Annotated in this window: 13 protein-coding genes; 1 reads left to right on the forward strand and 12 read right to left on the reverse strand. The window is 72.8% G+C overall.

From position 1 onward, the window contains the following. Positions 1-37: 37 nt before the first annotated feature. From ICW24_RS01545 to ICW24_RS01590, 10 genes are all read right to left on the reverse strand, one after another. Complete coding sequence (locus ICW24_RS01545) at positions 38-694, reverse strand: type IV toxin-antitoxin system AbiEi family antitoxin domain-containing protein (RefSeq protein WP_226343953.1); 657 nt, start codon at positions 692-694, stop codon at positions 38-40. Positions 695-733: 39 nt separating this feature from the next. Then, a complete protein-coding gene (locus tag ICW24_RS01550) occupies positions 734-2479 on the reverse strand; it encodes a GNAT family N-acetyltransferase (protein ID WP_226343954.1) in 1746 nt (581 codons plus the stop codon). A 30-nt stretch (positions 2480-2509) separates the two neighbouring features. After that, positions 2510-3715: a cobalamin-independent methionine synthase II family protein gene (locus tag ICW24_RS01555; RefSeq protein ID WP_226343955.1), complete on the reverse strand. Its 1206-nt coding sequence runs from the start codon at positions 3713-3715 to the stop codon at positions 2510-2512. A 74-nt stretch (positions 3716-3789) separates the two neighbouring features. Beyond that, positions 3790-4485 carry a DUF1345 domain-containing protein gene (locus tag ICW24_RS19840; RefSeq protein ID WP_372360460.1) on the reverse strand — a complete coding sequence of 232 codons (696 nt, stop codon included), beginning with the start codon at positions 4483-4485 and terminating at the stop codon, positions 3790-3792. Positions 4486-4582: 97 nt separating this feature from the next. Further along, a complete protein-coding gene (locus ICW24_RS01565; RefSeq protein ID WP_226343957.1) occupies positions 4583-4921 on the reverse strand; it encodes a hypothetical protein in 339 nt (112 codons plus the stop codon). Positions 4922-4985: 64 nt separating this feature from the next. Next, complete coding sequence (locus ICW24_RS01570; protein WP_226343958.1) at positions 4986-6206, reverse strand: acyl-CoA dehydrogenase family protein; 1221 nt, start codon at positions 6204-6206, stop codon at positions 4986-4988. Positions 6207-6390: 184 nt separating this feature from the next. Next, positions 6391-8202 carry an alpha-amylase family glycosyl hydrolase gene (locus ICW24_RS01575; RefSeq protein ID WP_226343959.1) on the reverse strand — a complete coding sequence of 604 codons (1812 nt, stop codon included), beginning with the start codon at positions 8200-8202 and terminating at the stop codon, positions 6391-6393. Between the two features lie 75 nt (positions 8203-8277). Continuing rightward, positions 8278-9348 carry an alpha/beta hydrolase gene (locus ICW24_RS01580; RefSeq protein ID WP_226343960.1) on the reverse strand — a complete coding sequence of 357 codons (1071 nt, stop codon included), beginning with the start codon at positions 9346-9348 and terminating at the stop codon, positions 8278-8280. 188 nt (positions 9349-9536) lie between these two features. Next, positions 9537-10061, reverse strand: a complete 525-nt coding sequence (locus ICW24_RS01585) for an SRPBCC domain-containing protein (RefSeq protein WP_226343961.1) — start codon at positions 10059-10061, stop codon at positions 9537-9539. Further along, the gene (locus ICW24_RS01590) at positions 10058-10387 is read right to left on the reverse strand and encodes an ArsR/SmtB family transcription factor (protein ID WP_226343962.1); all 330 of its coding nucleotides are present in this window, start codon (positions 10385-10387) and stop codon (positions 10058-10060) included. Before ICW24_RS01590 ends, ICW24_RS01585 begins: the two co-directional genes overlap by 4 nt. 84 nt (positions 10388-10471) lie before the next feature. Here ICW24_RS01590 and ICW24_RS01595 point away from each other — a divergent pair, with 84 nt between their 5' ends. Next, on the forward strand, positions 10472-10870 hold the full coding sequence (locus ICW24_RS01595) for a nitroreductase family deazaflavin-dependent oxidoreductase (RefSeq protein ID WP_226343963.1): 399 nt from the start codon (positions 10472-10474) through the stop codon (positions 10868-10870). A gap of 66 nt (positions 10871-10936) precedes the next feature. On the opposite strand, the gene ICW24_RS01600 is transcribed toward ICW24_RS01595, so the two are convergent. Both ICW24_RS01600 and ICW24_RS01605 read right to left on the reverse strand, forming a co-directional pair. Continuing rightward, positions 10937-12232, reverse strand: a complete 1296-nt coding sequence (locus tag ICW24_RS01600; RefSeq protein ID WP_226343964.1) for a hydroxyacid-oxoacid transhydrogenase — start codon at positions 12230-12232, stop codon at positions 10937-10939. A gap of 127 nt (positions 12233-12359) precedes the next feature. Further along, positions 12360-13367, reverse strand: a complete 1008-nt coding sequence (locus ICW24_RS01605; protein ID WP_226343965.1) for a cation diffusion facilitator family transporter — start codon at positions 13365-13367, stop codon at positions 12360-12362. Positions 13368-13459 lie beyond the last annotated feature (92 nt).

A 13459-nucleotide genomic window follows, 5' to 3' on the forward strand; every position in this document is an offset into this window, starting at 1 on the left:
GCCCCGCTGTCGAACGCCAATCCGCGTAGCCCCGTCGTCACACATGCGCCCAGCCCTCCGGCACGACGCCGGCACGTTCGAAGAGATCCCTGGCCAATGCTGCGGCACTTCCGGTGCGGTGGGTGGCGGCGGTCGAGAGATGTCGCACGAGTCGGTCTGGGGCCAAAAGCTTGTCGGCTCGGACCGCATCTCGGAGCGCGTCGGCCACGAGAGACAGATCGGTTCCGATGTCGATCAGGTCGACGATGGTGCGTTCAACTGTCAACGTGGGGAGGCCATCGACCGGGAGCACCTCCTCTGGGCACAGATCGCGGATGCGCAGGCGGACCCCCGCCAGTCGCGTTCCCTTCCGGCGCGGGACGACGAAATCCAGGCCATCGAGGGAGAAGTCACCGATGCCGTGCACGACGGCTGCGGTGGAGCCGGCAGCGACGACAGGCGCGACGCCGGAAGTGGAACGGGTTTCCTGTGCCCCGCCCAACGCCAGCCACGTCGCGTAGACCGCCTCGAGGACGTGTGGTGGCGCCCCGGAGATCCGGTAGACGCCCTGGGCGACGCGTTCGAGCGCCCCTGCCCTGGCCATCCGGGAGAGCTGCTTGCGGGACACCCCGACGCTCTCGGCCTGAGCCGTGCTGACCAGGCCCCAGCGTTGTTCGGCAATCAATCCCAGCCGGACGAGGGTCGCATCAGCCATAGCAACTATAGTACCCAATATCGGCCACAAATGTTGTCGTCAGGTCAGCGTCGGTGCCCCCACTTCTGCGCGGCCCGTGTCGTCGGCGGCGAGCAACTCGAAGTAGCGGCCGTCGGAGAGCGACCCGTCGGCGCGGGCGTAGGCCTGGTGGTCGTGGCCCCATTCGCTGAACCCCGCGGCCAGCAAGATCCGGTGGGAGCCGACGTTCTCGGCGTCGGTGCCGGCGTGCAGCCGGTGCAGCCCGAGCCCGCCGTCGGCGACGGGAGTGAAGGCGAACTCGATCACCGCGGTCAGCGCCTCGCCGACGTAGCCGTGCCCGCGGTGCGGGACATACAGCCAATAGCCGACCTCAGCGGAACCAGGCGCGTCCTTGCCGATCTGGAAGACCTGGATCATGCCGAGCGGGGCGTCGGTGGCCCGATCGGCGAGGCACCACAGGTAGTCGCCGGCGTCGATCAAGGCACCTCGCCGGGCGAGCCAGTCGGCGAAGGTGCGGGCCGTCGGCTGCACGCCGGCGGGCATGAAGCGCAGGGAGTCCCGGTCGAGCTCGTAGTCGAGCGGCGGCGCGTCGTCGGGTCGCCACGGCCGCAACCGGAGGCGCTCGGTCTCGAGGACGGGGATGTCGGCCGGCTCGACGGCCTGGGAGACCCGGTCGTCGGTGGCGAGCAGCTCGAACGAGATCGCCCCGGTGGCCGGGCGATCGTCGTGGGCGATGGCGGCGCGCTCACGGGAGACCTCGCGGAACCCGGCCCGGCGCAGCGCGCGCTGGGACGCACGGTTCTGCTCGTCGGTGCCGGCGTAGAGCCGGTGCAGGCCGAGTCCACCGGCGAGGCCTGCGTCGCCGTCGCGCGGGGCGAAGGCGTGGGGGACGAGGAGGTCGAGCGCGTCGGCGATGACTCCGCGCCCGCGGGCTTCGCGGTGCAGCCAGGAGCCGAGCCAACCGGTGCCGCGGGTGAACGCCTCGTCGAGCCTGCTCACCTGCACGCTGCCGAGGGGCTCGTCGCTCTCGACGTCGGCGATGCACCATTCGACGAAGGCGCCGGCGGACATGCCTTGCTCCCGGTCGGCGCGCCACCGCGCGAAGGTCTCGGGACCGGGCGGGGCGGCGCCGTGGAACTGCTGCGCCACCTCGTCGGGCCCCTCGGCCGGGGCGTCGTCCACGCGCCACGGGCGGAGTCGGATCCGCTCGCCCAGCAGGAGCTTCGGCTCCCACCACGGGTGCCGCGGGGTCATCGGCTCGCCGCGCAGCGTCGCGACCCGCTCGTCGGCGAGACGGCCCTCGGTGTCGACGTGCATCATGCGGCGGGTGCCGTCGAGCTGGAATCCCAAGGCCCAGGCGACCCGCCACGAGGCAAGGTCGTCGGCCCGAGACCGCCAGAGCACGACGTCGAGACGCGCATCGTCCGTGTCGAACACGTGCGTCAGGGCGAGCCGGGCCGCGCGCGTCGCGATTCCGCGGCCCCGCACGTCCGGGTGGAGCCCGAAGCCGAGCTCGTCGCGCCCGCCGGGATCGGCCCGGATGCCCACCGATCCCGCGAACCGCCCGTCAACCTCGACGGCCCACTCCCGGCGCTGCCCGCTCGTCCACCCCTCCCGCACGGCGTCGAGCCGCGCGCGGGCCTCGGCCTGCCCGTAGGGGTGGGCAGGCGGATGCCGAGCCGGGCCCGCGAGTCGTTCGCGAACTCGATCATCCGAGGGATGTCGCCCTCGGCGTGCGCGCGCAGGGTGACGGTGCCGTCGTGGAGTGCGGGGACGACCGGTGGCGTCATCCCCCCAGCCAAGCAACGCTCGGGCGCCGGAGCAACCGAGAAGTGCTCAGCCCCAGAGGCGGTCGGTGGCGCGGCGGGCTCCCTCGCCGAGGGCCTCGAGCTTCGCCCACGCGATCTGCGGGTGGACTCGACCGCCGAGGCCGCAGTCGGTCGTGGCGATGACGTTCTCCTTGCCGACGAGGTTCGCGAACCGCTCGATGCGGTCCGCGACGAGGTCGGGGTGCTCGACGACGTTCGTCGCGTGCGACACGACCCCGGGCGCGATGCGCATGCCGTCGGGCAGCTTCGTCGTCTCCCACAGGCGCCACTCGTGCTCGTGGCGCACGTTGCCGGCCTCGAAGACGACGGTGCCGACGTTGGCCTTGAGCACGACGTCGACGATGTCGGCGAAGGGGATGTCGGTCGTGTGCGGGCCGTGCCAGCTCCCCCAGCACACGTGCATGCGGATGCGCTCGCGCGGGAGGTCGCGCAGGGCGTGGTTCGTCGCCTCGATCCGCAGCTCGATGTACTTCCGGTAGTCCTCGAGCGCCGGCTCGGGGTTGATCTGGTCCCAGCTCTCGGCGAGCGAGGGGTCGTCGAGCTGCACGATGAGGCCGGCGTCGAGGATCGCCTGGTACTCCTCGCGCATCGCGTCGGCGCAGGCGAAGAGCAGCTCCTCCTCGGTCTGGTAGTACTCGTTCGTGATCCGGGCGCACGAGCCCGGCGACAGCGCCGCGACGAACCCTTGCTCGACCCCGTTGCGCTCCAGCGCGTTCCGCAGGTGCGCGGTGTCGCGGCCGACGTCGGCCTGGCCGGTGTAGGTCAGCGGGCCGGCGACGACCGGCTGCGTGGTGGCCGCGCGGTGGGCGAGGACGCCCGAGGTGGGCTCCTCGTACGCCTCCCGGAACCGCTCGCGGTCGCGGCGGTCGCTGAACGACGTGAGCACGATGTTCCCCGGGCTCGACCGCTTCTTCTCGGTGTCGGCCCAGCGGTCGTAATCGCTCTCGCGCAGTCCCCCGAGGCGTCCGAAGGAGTAGTTCCACCAGGCGCCGTAGTCGACCGGCCCGGTCATCGTGTGCCCGTACTCGCCGTCGTTGGGGATGGTGATGCCGGCCGCCTTCTGCTTGGCGACGACGTCGACGACCGCCTCCTCGAGCAGGCGGTCGAGCTCGCCCTGGTCGCGGCCCTGGGCGCGCGCCTCGTTGGCGGCGAGGATCTCGGGGGTGCGCGGCAGCGACCCCGCGTGGGTGGTCTCGATTCGGTCGACGGACATCGGAGCTCCCTGCTGTGGACGGTGGGATGCGAGCCTAACGGCCGTCGATCCCCGCGCCGGGCGGCGGGTGGCGTTCAGGCCATCGCCCCGATGGCGACGGCGAGGATGACGGTGTTGAACAGGAACGAGATGACGGCGTGCCCCGTCACCGTCCTTCGCATCGTCGTCTTCCGCACGTCGACGTCGGTGGTGCCGAACGTCGTCGAGACCGCGAACGAGAAGTACAGGTAGTCCGCCCAGGCCGCGTCCTTGTCGCCCGGGAAGGAGAGCTGCACGCCGGGCTCGCGCTGGTCGCGGCACAGGTACTCGACCGCGTACGTGAGGGTGACCGCGAGCCACGACGACACGAGGAGCATCGCGACGACGACCACCGCGAAGCCCGTGGGCAGGCGCAGATCCGTCCAGAACGTCGCGGACAGGCCGGCGAGCACGGCCACGAGCGCGAACCCCGACACACCGTCGCCAGACCCGCGCCCGGCTGGGTGCCGAGCAGCCAGCGCCCGATCCGGGTCCCCGGCCGGGTCGAGGCCGCCCACGTCCGGCACTCGTGGTCGGGCACCCGCGCGGAGACGAGGAACGTGAGGGCCACGTACGCCGCGAGGTAGGCCGCGAGCAGGACCATCACGTGGCCGAGAAAGCCGGCCTCGGGCGGGACCCCCCACGCCCACGTCAGGGCCGTCGCGGCGGCCACCCCGGCCGCCGCCGACACCCGCCGACGCTCCGGCATCCACCAGCTCGCTCGCGACACGACCACTCCCTCGGTCCGACACCGGGACGCCTCCACCGTAGGGGGCTGTCGCGGTCCCGTTCCAGGGGCGTCCCAGGAGCTCTGACCCGGACGCCGGCCGCCCCGCCCGACGGCGGGCCTCAGCAGCCCGGGGAGTCCAGGCCGGAGGTGAGCTCGGCGGTGACGACGCGCAGGAGCCGCTGCAGTCGCTCGTCGAGGTCGGTGCCCAGCTCCCACACGGCGTCCTCGTTGACGACCGGAGGCGTCACCGCGTCGGGGTCGCCGGCGTGCACCGTCGCGGTGTACCGGGGCCCCGCGCCGCGGCTGAACGCGTCGAGTTCGTGGAACCGTTCGATCGTGCTCGACAGGTGGGCGATGAGCGTGTCGAGGGCGTCGACGTCGGCGCGGGCCTGTTCGTAGCGGGTCTGGGCCGCCTCGATCTCGCGGCGGGCGTGGGCGAGTTCCGTGTTCGTCGTCATGACCATGAGGCTAGGAACGCCGCCTCACACCCGGCTCACACCGTGCCCTCGCGGCGCTCACACCTCAGCGGAACGCCGGCAGACCGGTGATGGCCTGCCCGATGACGAGCTGGTGGACGTCGTCGGTGCCCTCGTAGGTGCGGACGCTCTCGAGGTTGTTCGCGTGCCGCATCGGGGGGTAGTCGAGCACGACGCCGTTGCCGCCGAGCATCTCCCGGGCGGCGCGGCAGATCTCGATCGCCTCGCGCACGTTGTTGAGCTTGCCGAACGAGATCTGGGCCGGCACGAGCGTCCCCTCGTCCTTGCGCCGCCCGAGCTGGAGCGCGACGAGGAGCCCCTTGCCGATCTCGAGCGCCATGTCGGCGAGCTTGCGCTGGGTGAGCTGGTACCCGGCGAGCGGCCGCTCGAACTGCTGCCGGACGAGGCTGTAGCGCAGGGCCGTCTCGTACGAGTCGCGGGCGGCGCCCATGACGCCCCAGATGATCCCGTACCGGGCCTCGTTGAGGCACGAGAAGGGCCCCGACAGGCCCCGGGCCTGCGGCAGCATCGCGTCGGCGGGCAGCCGCACGCCGTCGAGGCGGACGTCGCACTGGATGGACGCGCGCATCGAGAGCTTCGGCGCGATGGGGGTCGCGCTGAACCCGGGGGTGTTCGTCGGGACGACGAACCCGCGGATGCCGTCGTCCGTGGCCGCCCAAACGACGGCGACCTGCGCGACCGACGCCAGGCCGATCCACCGCTTGCTCCCCTCCAGCACCCAGTCGTCTCCGTCGCGCCGGGCGAAGGTGCGCATCGCGCTCGGGTCGGATCCCGCGGTGGGCTCGGTCAGTCCGAAACAGCCGATGGCGCGCCCGGCGGCGAGGTCGGGCAGCCAGCGCTGCTTCTGCTCCTCCGAGCCGTGCTTGTGGATGGCGCTCATCGCGAGCGACCCCTGGACGCTGACGAACGTGCGCAGGCCCGAGTCGCCCGCCTCGACCTCGAGGTTGGCGAGCCCGTACTCGACGGCGCTGCGGCCGGGGCAGCCGTAGCCGGACAGGTGCATGCCGAGCAGCCCCGCCTCACCCATGAGCGGGACGATCTCGAGCGGGAAGCGGGCGTCCTCGTACCAGTCGGCGATGTTCGGGCGGATCTGCTCGTCGACGAACGTCCGCACCCGGTCGCGGGTGGCGAGCTCCTCCGCCGAGAACGACGCGTCCAGGCCCAGGTAGTCGGTGGCGAGCGCCGGCAGCTCGACGGCGCGCAGCGCCTCCGGGGTCAGCTCCGCGGGGATCAGGGACGCGGTCATGTTCGGACTCCTCCTCGGGGCGACGCCGACGCGACGTCGATGTCGTGGGCGCTCGCCACCGTACCGCGCGCCCGGCCCACCTCGGCGAGCACCCACCCCCAAGCCGGGCCGTTGACCTGCGGTTCTTCGCGGTGGACCCACATCGTTCGACTCGAACCGGTTCGAGGCGGCGTGACGTCCCGGCTCACTCGTCCTGGGAGTACACGAGCGCGGCGTACGCGCCGACGTCCACCGCCGCCCACTGGGGACGGCCGTCCGTCCACCCGGGCGCGGACCGCAGGTCGCCGGCGTGCACCCCGCCGAAGCCGTCGCCGTACACGGCCGCGTCGGTGTTGCAACGCAGCCGCCACCGGCCGGCCCGCGGCAGCCCGATGCCGTAGCCGGTGACCGGCCTCGTCGTGAGGTTGACGACGACGAGGGTGTCGTCCCGCGGGCCGCCGCGCCGCCACCGGTGGAACGCGAGGATCTTGCGGTCGTCGTCGACCCGGACGAGGCGGGTGTGGGCCCCGCTCAGCCCGCCGGTCACCCCCTCGAGGTTCCGGCGCAGCGCGACGAGGTGCCGGACGAGGTGCAGGAACCCGGCGTGGCGGTGGGCCTTGGACCAGTCGAGGGGGCGGCGATCGTCGAACCAGCCGTCCTCGAGAACGTCCTGACCCTGGAACAGCAGCGGCATCCCCGCGCTCGTCATCGTCAGCGCGATGCCGAGGGCGGCGCGTTTGCGCGCGTGCCACGAGTCCGCGGCGCCGGGCGTGATCGATTCAGGGACTCGGCTCTTGCCGTTGGCCACCTCGTCGTGGGACTCGGTGAACACGACGCGCTCGTGGGCGGCACGCAGGTCGTGGCCGACGACGGCGGCGGCCACCGCGTGCACGTCGCGGTCGGCGTCGTGGGCGGCCTCGAGGGCGGCGCGCACCGGGTGGACGAAGCCGGCGTCCCACTGCGAGTGGAAGCCGAGCCCGCCCTGCGCGCTCGGGGCGGTGACGGCGGGGTCGCGCTGCATGTCCTCGGAGACGAGGATCTTCCACGGCTGGCGGGAGCGGATGTCGTCGGTCAGCGCGGCGAGGTGGCGGTGGCCGGCCCCGATCCGCTGCCCCGGGTCGCGCACATCGCCCCAGCGGGACCGCACGTAGTTCGTGCCGTCGAACCGCAGGCCGTCGACGCGGAAGTCCTCGAGCCACATGATCGCGCTGTCGCGGAGGAAGTTGCGAACGGCCTTGCGGCCGTAGTCGGGCCGCGTCGCGCCCCACGGGGTCTGCGCCCGGGCGTCGTTGTAGAAGTAGATCCCGCCGTAGCCGCGGCGGTGCCATCCGTCGAAGCGCCACAGGTCGAGGTCGGTCGGCCCGAGGTGGTTGTGCACGACGTCGAGGAGCACGGCGATGCCCCTCTCGTGGGCCGCGCGCACGAACCGTGCGAAGGCGTACGGGCCGCCGTAGGAGCTCTCGATCGCGAACACGTGGGAGGGGTTGTACCCCCAGCTCGCCGTGCCGGCGAACTCGAAGGGCGGCATGACCTCGACGGCGTTGACCCCCAGCCAGGCGAGGTGGTCGAGCCGACCGACGGCCGTGTCGAAGGTGCCGCCGCCGGGGCCGTCCGCCGCGAACGTGCCCACGTGCATCTCGTAGACGACGAGGTCGTCCCAGCCCGGCATGACGAAGTCCCCGCCGCCCCAGTCGAACCGGCCCGGGTCGAGGACGACGGCGTTGCCGCGGGAGTGGGTCACCTGCCGGGCGAACGGGTCGATCCGCCACAGGTAGGGGCCGCCCCGCCGCACGAGGACGCGGTACTCCGACCCGACGTCGGCGCCGGGCACGAACCCCGACCACGTGCCCGAGGTCGCGTGGTCGGGGGCCAGCGGGGTCTTGCGGGCCCGGTCCCAGCCGCAGAAGTCGCCCACGACGGCGACGTTGCGGGCGTGCGGCGCCCACACGCGGAAGGTGACGCCCCCGTCGTGCGGCACGGCCCCCATGCCGGGGTGAGGTGAGGGGACCGCGGGCACCCGCGGAAGTGTACGGACAGCCCCGTGCGCCGGGCGCGGCCGGCCCGAGCCCCGGCGGGTCCGCTGCGGCGCGCTCTACTCGGCCATGGCCGACAGGCCGCCGGTGAGCCAGGTGCGCAGCCGCCGGAGGGCCTCCTGCCCGTGGGGGTTGCTCGGGTCGTTGAGGGGCGCGTGCCTCGCCCCGGCCAGCACGTCCTGCGGGACCGGCACCCGGGCGTCGCGGAGGCGCTCGACGAACGGTTCGCTCGCCCGCCGCAGGCCGTCCAGGCCGCACGTGAGCACGTACGTCGGCGGGAGGCCGGCCGGGTCGGCGAGCCCCGGGGAGACGTACGGGTCCTCCAGGGACGCCGAGCCCGCCCAGTTCTCCATCATCTCGCGGACCCACTCGTCGGAGACGAGGTCGACCGTCGCCAGCTCGGCCGCCACCCGCGGCGGGGCGGGCGGCAGGTGCGGCTGGAGCACGGGGTAGCCGAGGTAGAGCGAGGCCGGCAGGGGCAGGCCCTCGTCGCGCAGGCGCAGCGTCGCGCCGGCGACGAGGCACGCTCCGGCGCTCCCGCCGCCGAGGTGCAGGCGGTCGGGGTCCACGCCCAGCTCGTCGGCGTGGGCGCGCGCCCACCGCCACGCGGTGAGGACGTCGTCCTGCGGCTGGGGGTAGTGCACGCCGTCGATGCACATGCGGTAGTCGGCCGAGACCACGGGGATGCCCGCCGCGGCCAGCTCGATCGCCGGCCAGTGCGCCTCCTGCGCGTCGAGACCGCCGAGGACGAACGCGCCGCCGTGCACCCAGACGAAGCCGGCCCGGGCCGTGGGGGCGTCGGCCGGCGGTCGGTAGACGCGGATGCGGAGGCGCCCATCGGCGTCGTCGACGACGTCGTGGACCCGCACCGCCCGCAGGTCCGGGCGCTGCGCGAGCAGCCGCTCCTGCCAGCGCCTCCCGTCGGGGATCCCGCCGGCGGCGCCCACGATCCGCAGCACGTCGCCGAAGGGCGGCGGGGCGGCACTGACCCCGCCCACGGTGTGGTCCAACAGTCGTTCCCGCACCGGCCCGGGCAACGCCTTGAGGAGGCGCAGGGCGGAGCCGAGCGCGACGAACCGGGCGCTGCCACCCCTGCGGGGAAGCGGTCGTTCGGTCGGGGTGTCGCTCATCCTGGGTCCCTCCGGCTGCCGGCGCGACCGGGTCCGGTCGCGGAGGTCGCCCTCGCCCCGCACGGGTCGGCGCCCGCGGACCGGGCCTGCGGGCGCCACCCGCCCCACGGTACGGAACCCCGCCGGCTCCCGGCGCGGCGGACGGGCCGCCGACGACACCTCGTCGGCGGACCGTCGCGCGACGCGGCTCAGGACCCGGAGCCCGCCATCTGCCGGCCGGTCTCCAGGTAGGTCTTGAGGCCGGCGAGGATCCACGGCCAGCCGCCGCCGCCCTGGGCCGCGTCGCCGGAGCCCTCGATGTCGCGGGCCGTGTTCTGGGCGCCCGAGCAGTCGTGGGTGAGCGTCAGGCCGGTGAGCGGGCCGTCGTACTCGGTGAGTTCCCAGGTGAGGGTCGTCTCCTCGTTGTGCCAGGCGGCGATCCAGGTCTGGACGAGCCGGCGCGGCGGGTCGGCCTCGATGACCTTGCCGGTGGCGGCGACGTCGCCCATGCCCATCTGCTTCATCTCGGCGGTCGTGTGGCTGACGTAGTCGCCGCCCGCGGTCAGGTCGTAGGAGACCTCGCCGCCGTAGCCGTACTTGACGCTGAACTCGGGGCTCGTGATCGCGTCCCAGACCTGCTGCGCCGGGGCCTCGATGTAGACCCGGAAGACCTGCAGCTCGTCGGCGGTACGGTCGCTTCCCTCGGTCATGGTGCGGACGTCGGTGCCGCTCATGGTGATTCCTCCAGCTGGCGTTTGAGATCGGTGAGTGCGGTGACGTGGTGCTGCGTGTACTTGTCGATCCACCGGTCGTGGATCAACCGGATCGGGACCGGATTGAGGTAGTGCAGCTTCTCCCGGCCCTGCTTGCACGTGACGACGAGATCGGCCTGCTCGAGGAGTCGGAGGTGCTTGGCCACCCCGAAGCGGGTCATCTCGGTGCGCTGCGCCACGACCTGCTCGAGATCGCCGAGGCTGCGCCCGCCCTGGACGAACAGCGCGTCGAGGAGCAGCCGCCGCGTCGGGTCGGCCAACGCCTTGAACACGAGGTCGTCGTCCATGGCACCAGAATAGGTGACCAAAAGGTCACCTGTCTAGGATTCGGAGTCACTTCGTTCCCGCCGGGGACGTGTCACGCTGGCGGCATGCCGATCCCGTTGGGAGTCACGAGGTTCAACAAGCGCTACCTCAACCGCGTCATGCGCCACCTCGTCGGGCACGGCCCGTTCGTGGAGCTGGAGCACGTCGGCCGCCGGACCGGGACGGTCCGGCGGGTCCCGCTGTGCGGCTTCCTCGACGAGGACCGCACCACGGTCACGTGCGCGCTCACCTACGGCCCGCGGGTGGACTGGTACCGCAACGTCGTCGCCGCCGGGGGCGGCCGGATGCGGGTCGGCGAGCACATCCTCACCCTCGGCCCGCCGCGCACGCTCGACCCGGCGGTGGGCCTGGCCCGGATGCCCGCCCCGGCGCGGGTGATCCTGCGGGCCGCGGGCGTCACCGACGTCGTCGAACTGCCGATCCTCGCGAGCGGAGGGCACTGACGGGCAGGGGCCGCCCCCGCCCGAACGGCGGAACCGGCCCCATCCCTCACGCTGCGGGCGACCGCGTCACCAGTTGGTCAGCGACCCGGCGAAGATCGCAGCGATGTCGTCCTCGGTCGGGGTCTTCGCGCACGTGGTCAGCAGCCGCTGCTGCTTCATCGTGCCGGGCACGAGGTCGGCGATGTCGGCCTCCGTGTACCCGACCGCCGAGATGCCGTTCGGGATGCCGATGTCGCGCATGAGCCGGATGAGCGCGGTCGGGAGCTGCTCGCGGGCGTCGTCGAGCGTGTCCAGCTCCGGGTCGAGCAGCGCGGCCGCCCGCAGGTGGCGCTCGGGCGCCGCGTCGAAAGTGAACCTGAACGCCTCGGGCGCCGTCAGCGACACCGACTCCCCGTGCGGCACCATCGCCTCGTCCTGGGGGTAGTTGCGCGGGCGGTAGTCCTTGACGTTGCCGGCGATGGGGTACCCGTTCGCGTGCGGGATGTGCACACCCGCGTTGCCGAAGCCCATGCCCGCGAAGGTGGCGGCGAGCATCATGTCGCCGCGCGCGGCGACGTCCGCCCCGTGCGAGACGGCGGTGCGGAACGACTGCGCGAGCAGCGTCATCGCCTTCTCGCTCCACATGTCGGAGACAGGGTTGGAGCCGCAGTACGCGACCCGGTCCTGCGCCTGCTTGCGGGCGTGGTCGGAGTAGTACCGGGCCGTGTACGACTCGAGGGCGTGACAGACGATGTCCATGCCCGAGGCGGCGGTGACCTCGGGCGGCAGCGACATGGTCAGGACCGGGTCGACGATCGCCATCGTCGGGCGCAGGCGCCAGTGGCTGATGCCGGTCTTCACCTTCATCGACAGCACGTCGAGGATGCACACCGCGGTGGACTCGGCGCCCGTGCCCGCGGTCGTCGGCACGGCGAACAGGGGCTTGAGCTGCCCGGACGGCGCCTTCCCCTCGCCGATGGGCTTGTTGAGGTAGTCGGTCAGCTCGCCGCCGTCGGTGATCATGAGGTTGACGGCCTTGGCCGTGTCGATGACCGAGCCGCCGCCGACGGCGACGTACGCGTCCCACGGTCCGCCCTCGCGCGCGAACTCCACGGCCGCGAGGAAGCTCGCGTCGGTCGGCTCGACGTGGACGTCGCCGTACACCCGGCCGTCGATGCCCTGCTCGGCGAGGGAGTGGACGACCCGCTGCCCGAACCCGAGCCCGGCCAGCTTGGCGTCGGTGAGCACGAGAACGCGCTTCACCCCGTACTGGGCGACGTCGACCCCGATCTCGTCGAGGGCGCCCGCGCCGAACTTCAACGGCGGCGCACCCCACGTGAAGATCGTCTCCTCGGTGAGGCCGTCGCTGGTCGGGGCGGTCATGGTGACTCCTTCGTCGTGGGTGCGCATCGGTCGCTTCCGGCAACCTTGCACCCGAGGGCCCGTTCGGCAACAGCGCCACGGCCCGATCGACACCCCCGAGGGCGAGGAGTCGACGGGCGGGGGTCGGTCAGGCGACGACGTCCGCCTCGCCGGGGGCGGACAGGGTGAGGATGCAGCGTTCGACGAGGTCGTGATCGTCGACCCGGTCCTCCAGCGCCTCCAGGCGGACGGCGAGGACGGACTCCCGGTCGTCGGCGGACAGGTCGACCGCGGCCACCACGAGCAGTTTGGAGGGGCCCACCCACTCCAGGTGGAGGAACGTGACCCGGTCGACGTCGGGGTGGCGCAGGAGGAGGTCGAGCGCCTGTCGGCGCAGCGCCGGACGGGCCGCTTGCCCGACGAGGAACTGGCCGTTCCGGACGATGAGGAGGATGGCGACGACGCCGAGCAACACCCCGACGAGGATCGAGCCGATCGCGTCGTAGATCGCGTCGCCCGTCACCTCGTGGGCGGCGATGCCCCCGGCGGCCAGGAGGATGCCGAGCAACGCGGCCAGGTCCTCGAAGAAGACGGCCCGCAGCGTGGTCTCCGAGGTGGACAGGACGAAGTGCAGGGGCCGCAGTCCGTAGTGGCGGGCCTGGCTGCGGGTCTGGCGGACGGCCTGGATGAACGACGTGCCCTCGAGGACGAAGGCGATCGCGAGCACGACGTAGGCGACGGTGTAGTTCGTCTCCTCCTCGGCCGCGCCGAGCTGGCCGATGCCGTGGCTGATCGAGAGGATCGACCCGGCCGTGAAGAGGCCGAACGCGGCGACCATCGCCCAGACGTAGGCCTCGCGGCCGTAGCCGAACGGGTGCCGGTCGTCGCGCGGTTTCTCGCTGCGCCGCTCGGCGATGAGCAGGAAGATCTCGTTGCCGGTGTCCGCCCAGGAGTGCGCGGCCTCCGCGACCATCGACGCCGAACCGGTGATCATGGCCGCGACGGTCTTGGCGACAGCGATGAGGGTGTTGGCCGCGAGCGCGACGAGCACGGTGACGATGCTCTCGCCGCCGGGCTTCTTCCCGCCGGACGAGAGGGCGTCGGTCGTGGATGAGGGCGTCGGGGGCGTCGTGCCGCCGGCCGGGGAGTCGGTCACGGGCTCGACGGTAGTCCGCGGCCCGACCGGGCGCGCAGGGGAGAACGCCGCGCGCTCGGAATCCTCGACCCGGCGCCCGTGTTGGCACCCAC

Source organism: Agilicoccus flavus, from assembly GCF_014857905.1.
GTDB lineage: Bacteria > Actinomycetota > Actinomycetes > Actinomycetales > Dermatophilaceae > Agilicoccus > Agilicoccus flavus.

Excerpts from the sequence above, each read along its gene's own strand:
- ICW24_RS01565 (WP_226343957.1), bottom strand. The coding sequence starts at position 4,921 with ATGACGACGAACACGGAACTCGCCCACGCCCGCCGCGAGATCGAGGCG.
- ICW24_RS01555 (WP_226343955.1), bottom strand. The coding sequence starts at position 3,715 with ATGTCCGTCGACCGAATCGAGACCACCCACGCGGGGTCGCTGCCGCGC.
- ICW24_RS01545 (WP_226343953.1), bottom strand. The coding sequence starts at position 694 with ATGGCTGATGCGACCCTCGTCCGGCTGGGATTGATTGCCGAACAACGC.
- ICW24_RS01570 (WP_226343958.1), bottom strand. The coding sequence starts at position 6,206 with ATGACCGCGTCCCTGATCCCCGCGGAGCTGACCCCGGAGGCGCTGCGC.
- ICW24_RS01600 (WP_226343964.1), bottom strand. The coding sequence starts at position 12,232 with ATGACCGCCCCGACCAGCGACGGCCTCACCGAGGAGACGATCTTCACG.
- ICW24_RS01580 (WP_226343960.1), bottom strand. The coding sequence starts at position 9,348 with ATGAGCGACACCCCGACCGAACGACCGCTTCCCCGCAGGGGTGGCAGC.
- ICW24_RS01585 (WP_226343961.1), bottom strand. The coding sequence starts at position 10,061 with ATGAGCGGCACCGACGTCCGCACCATGACCGAGGGAAGCGACCGTACC.
- ICW24_RS01590 (WP_226343962.1), bottom strand. The coding sequence starts at position 10,387 with ATGGACGACGACCTCGTGTTCAAGGCGTTGGCCGACCCGACGCGGCGG.
- ICW24_RS01595 (WP_226343963.1), top strand. The coding sequence starts at position 10,472 with ATGCCGATCCCGTTGGGAGTCACGAGGTTCAACAAGCGCTACCTCAAC.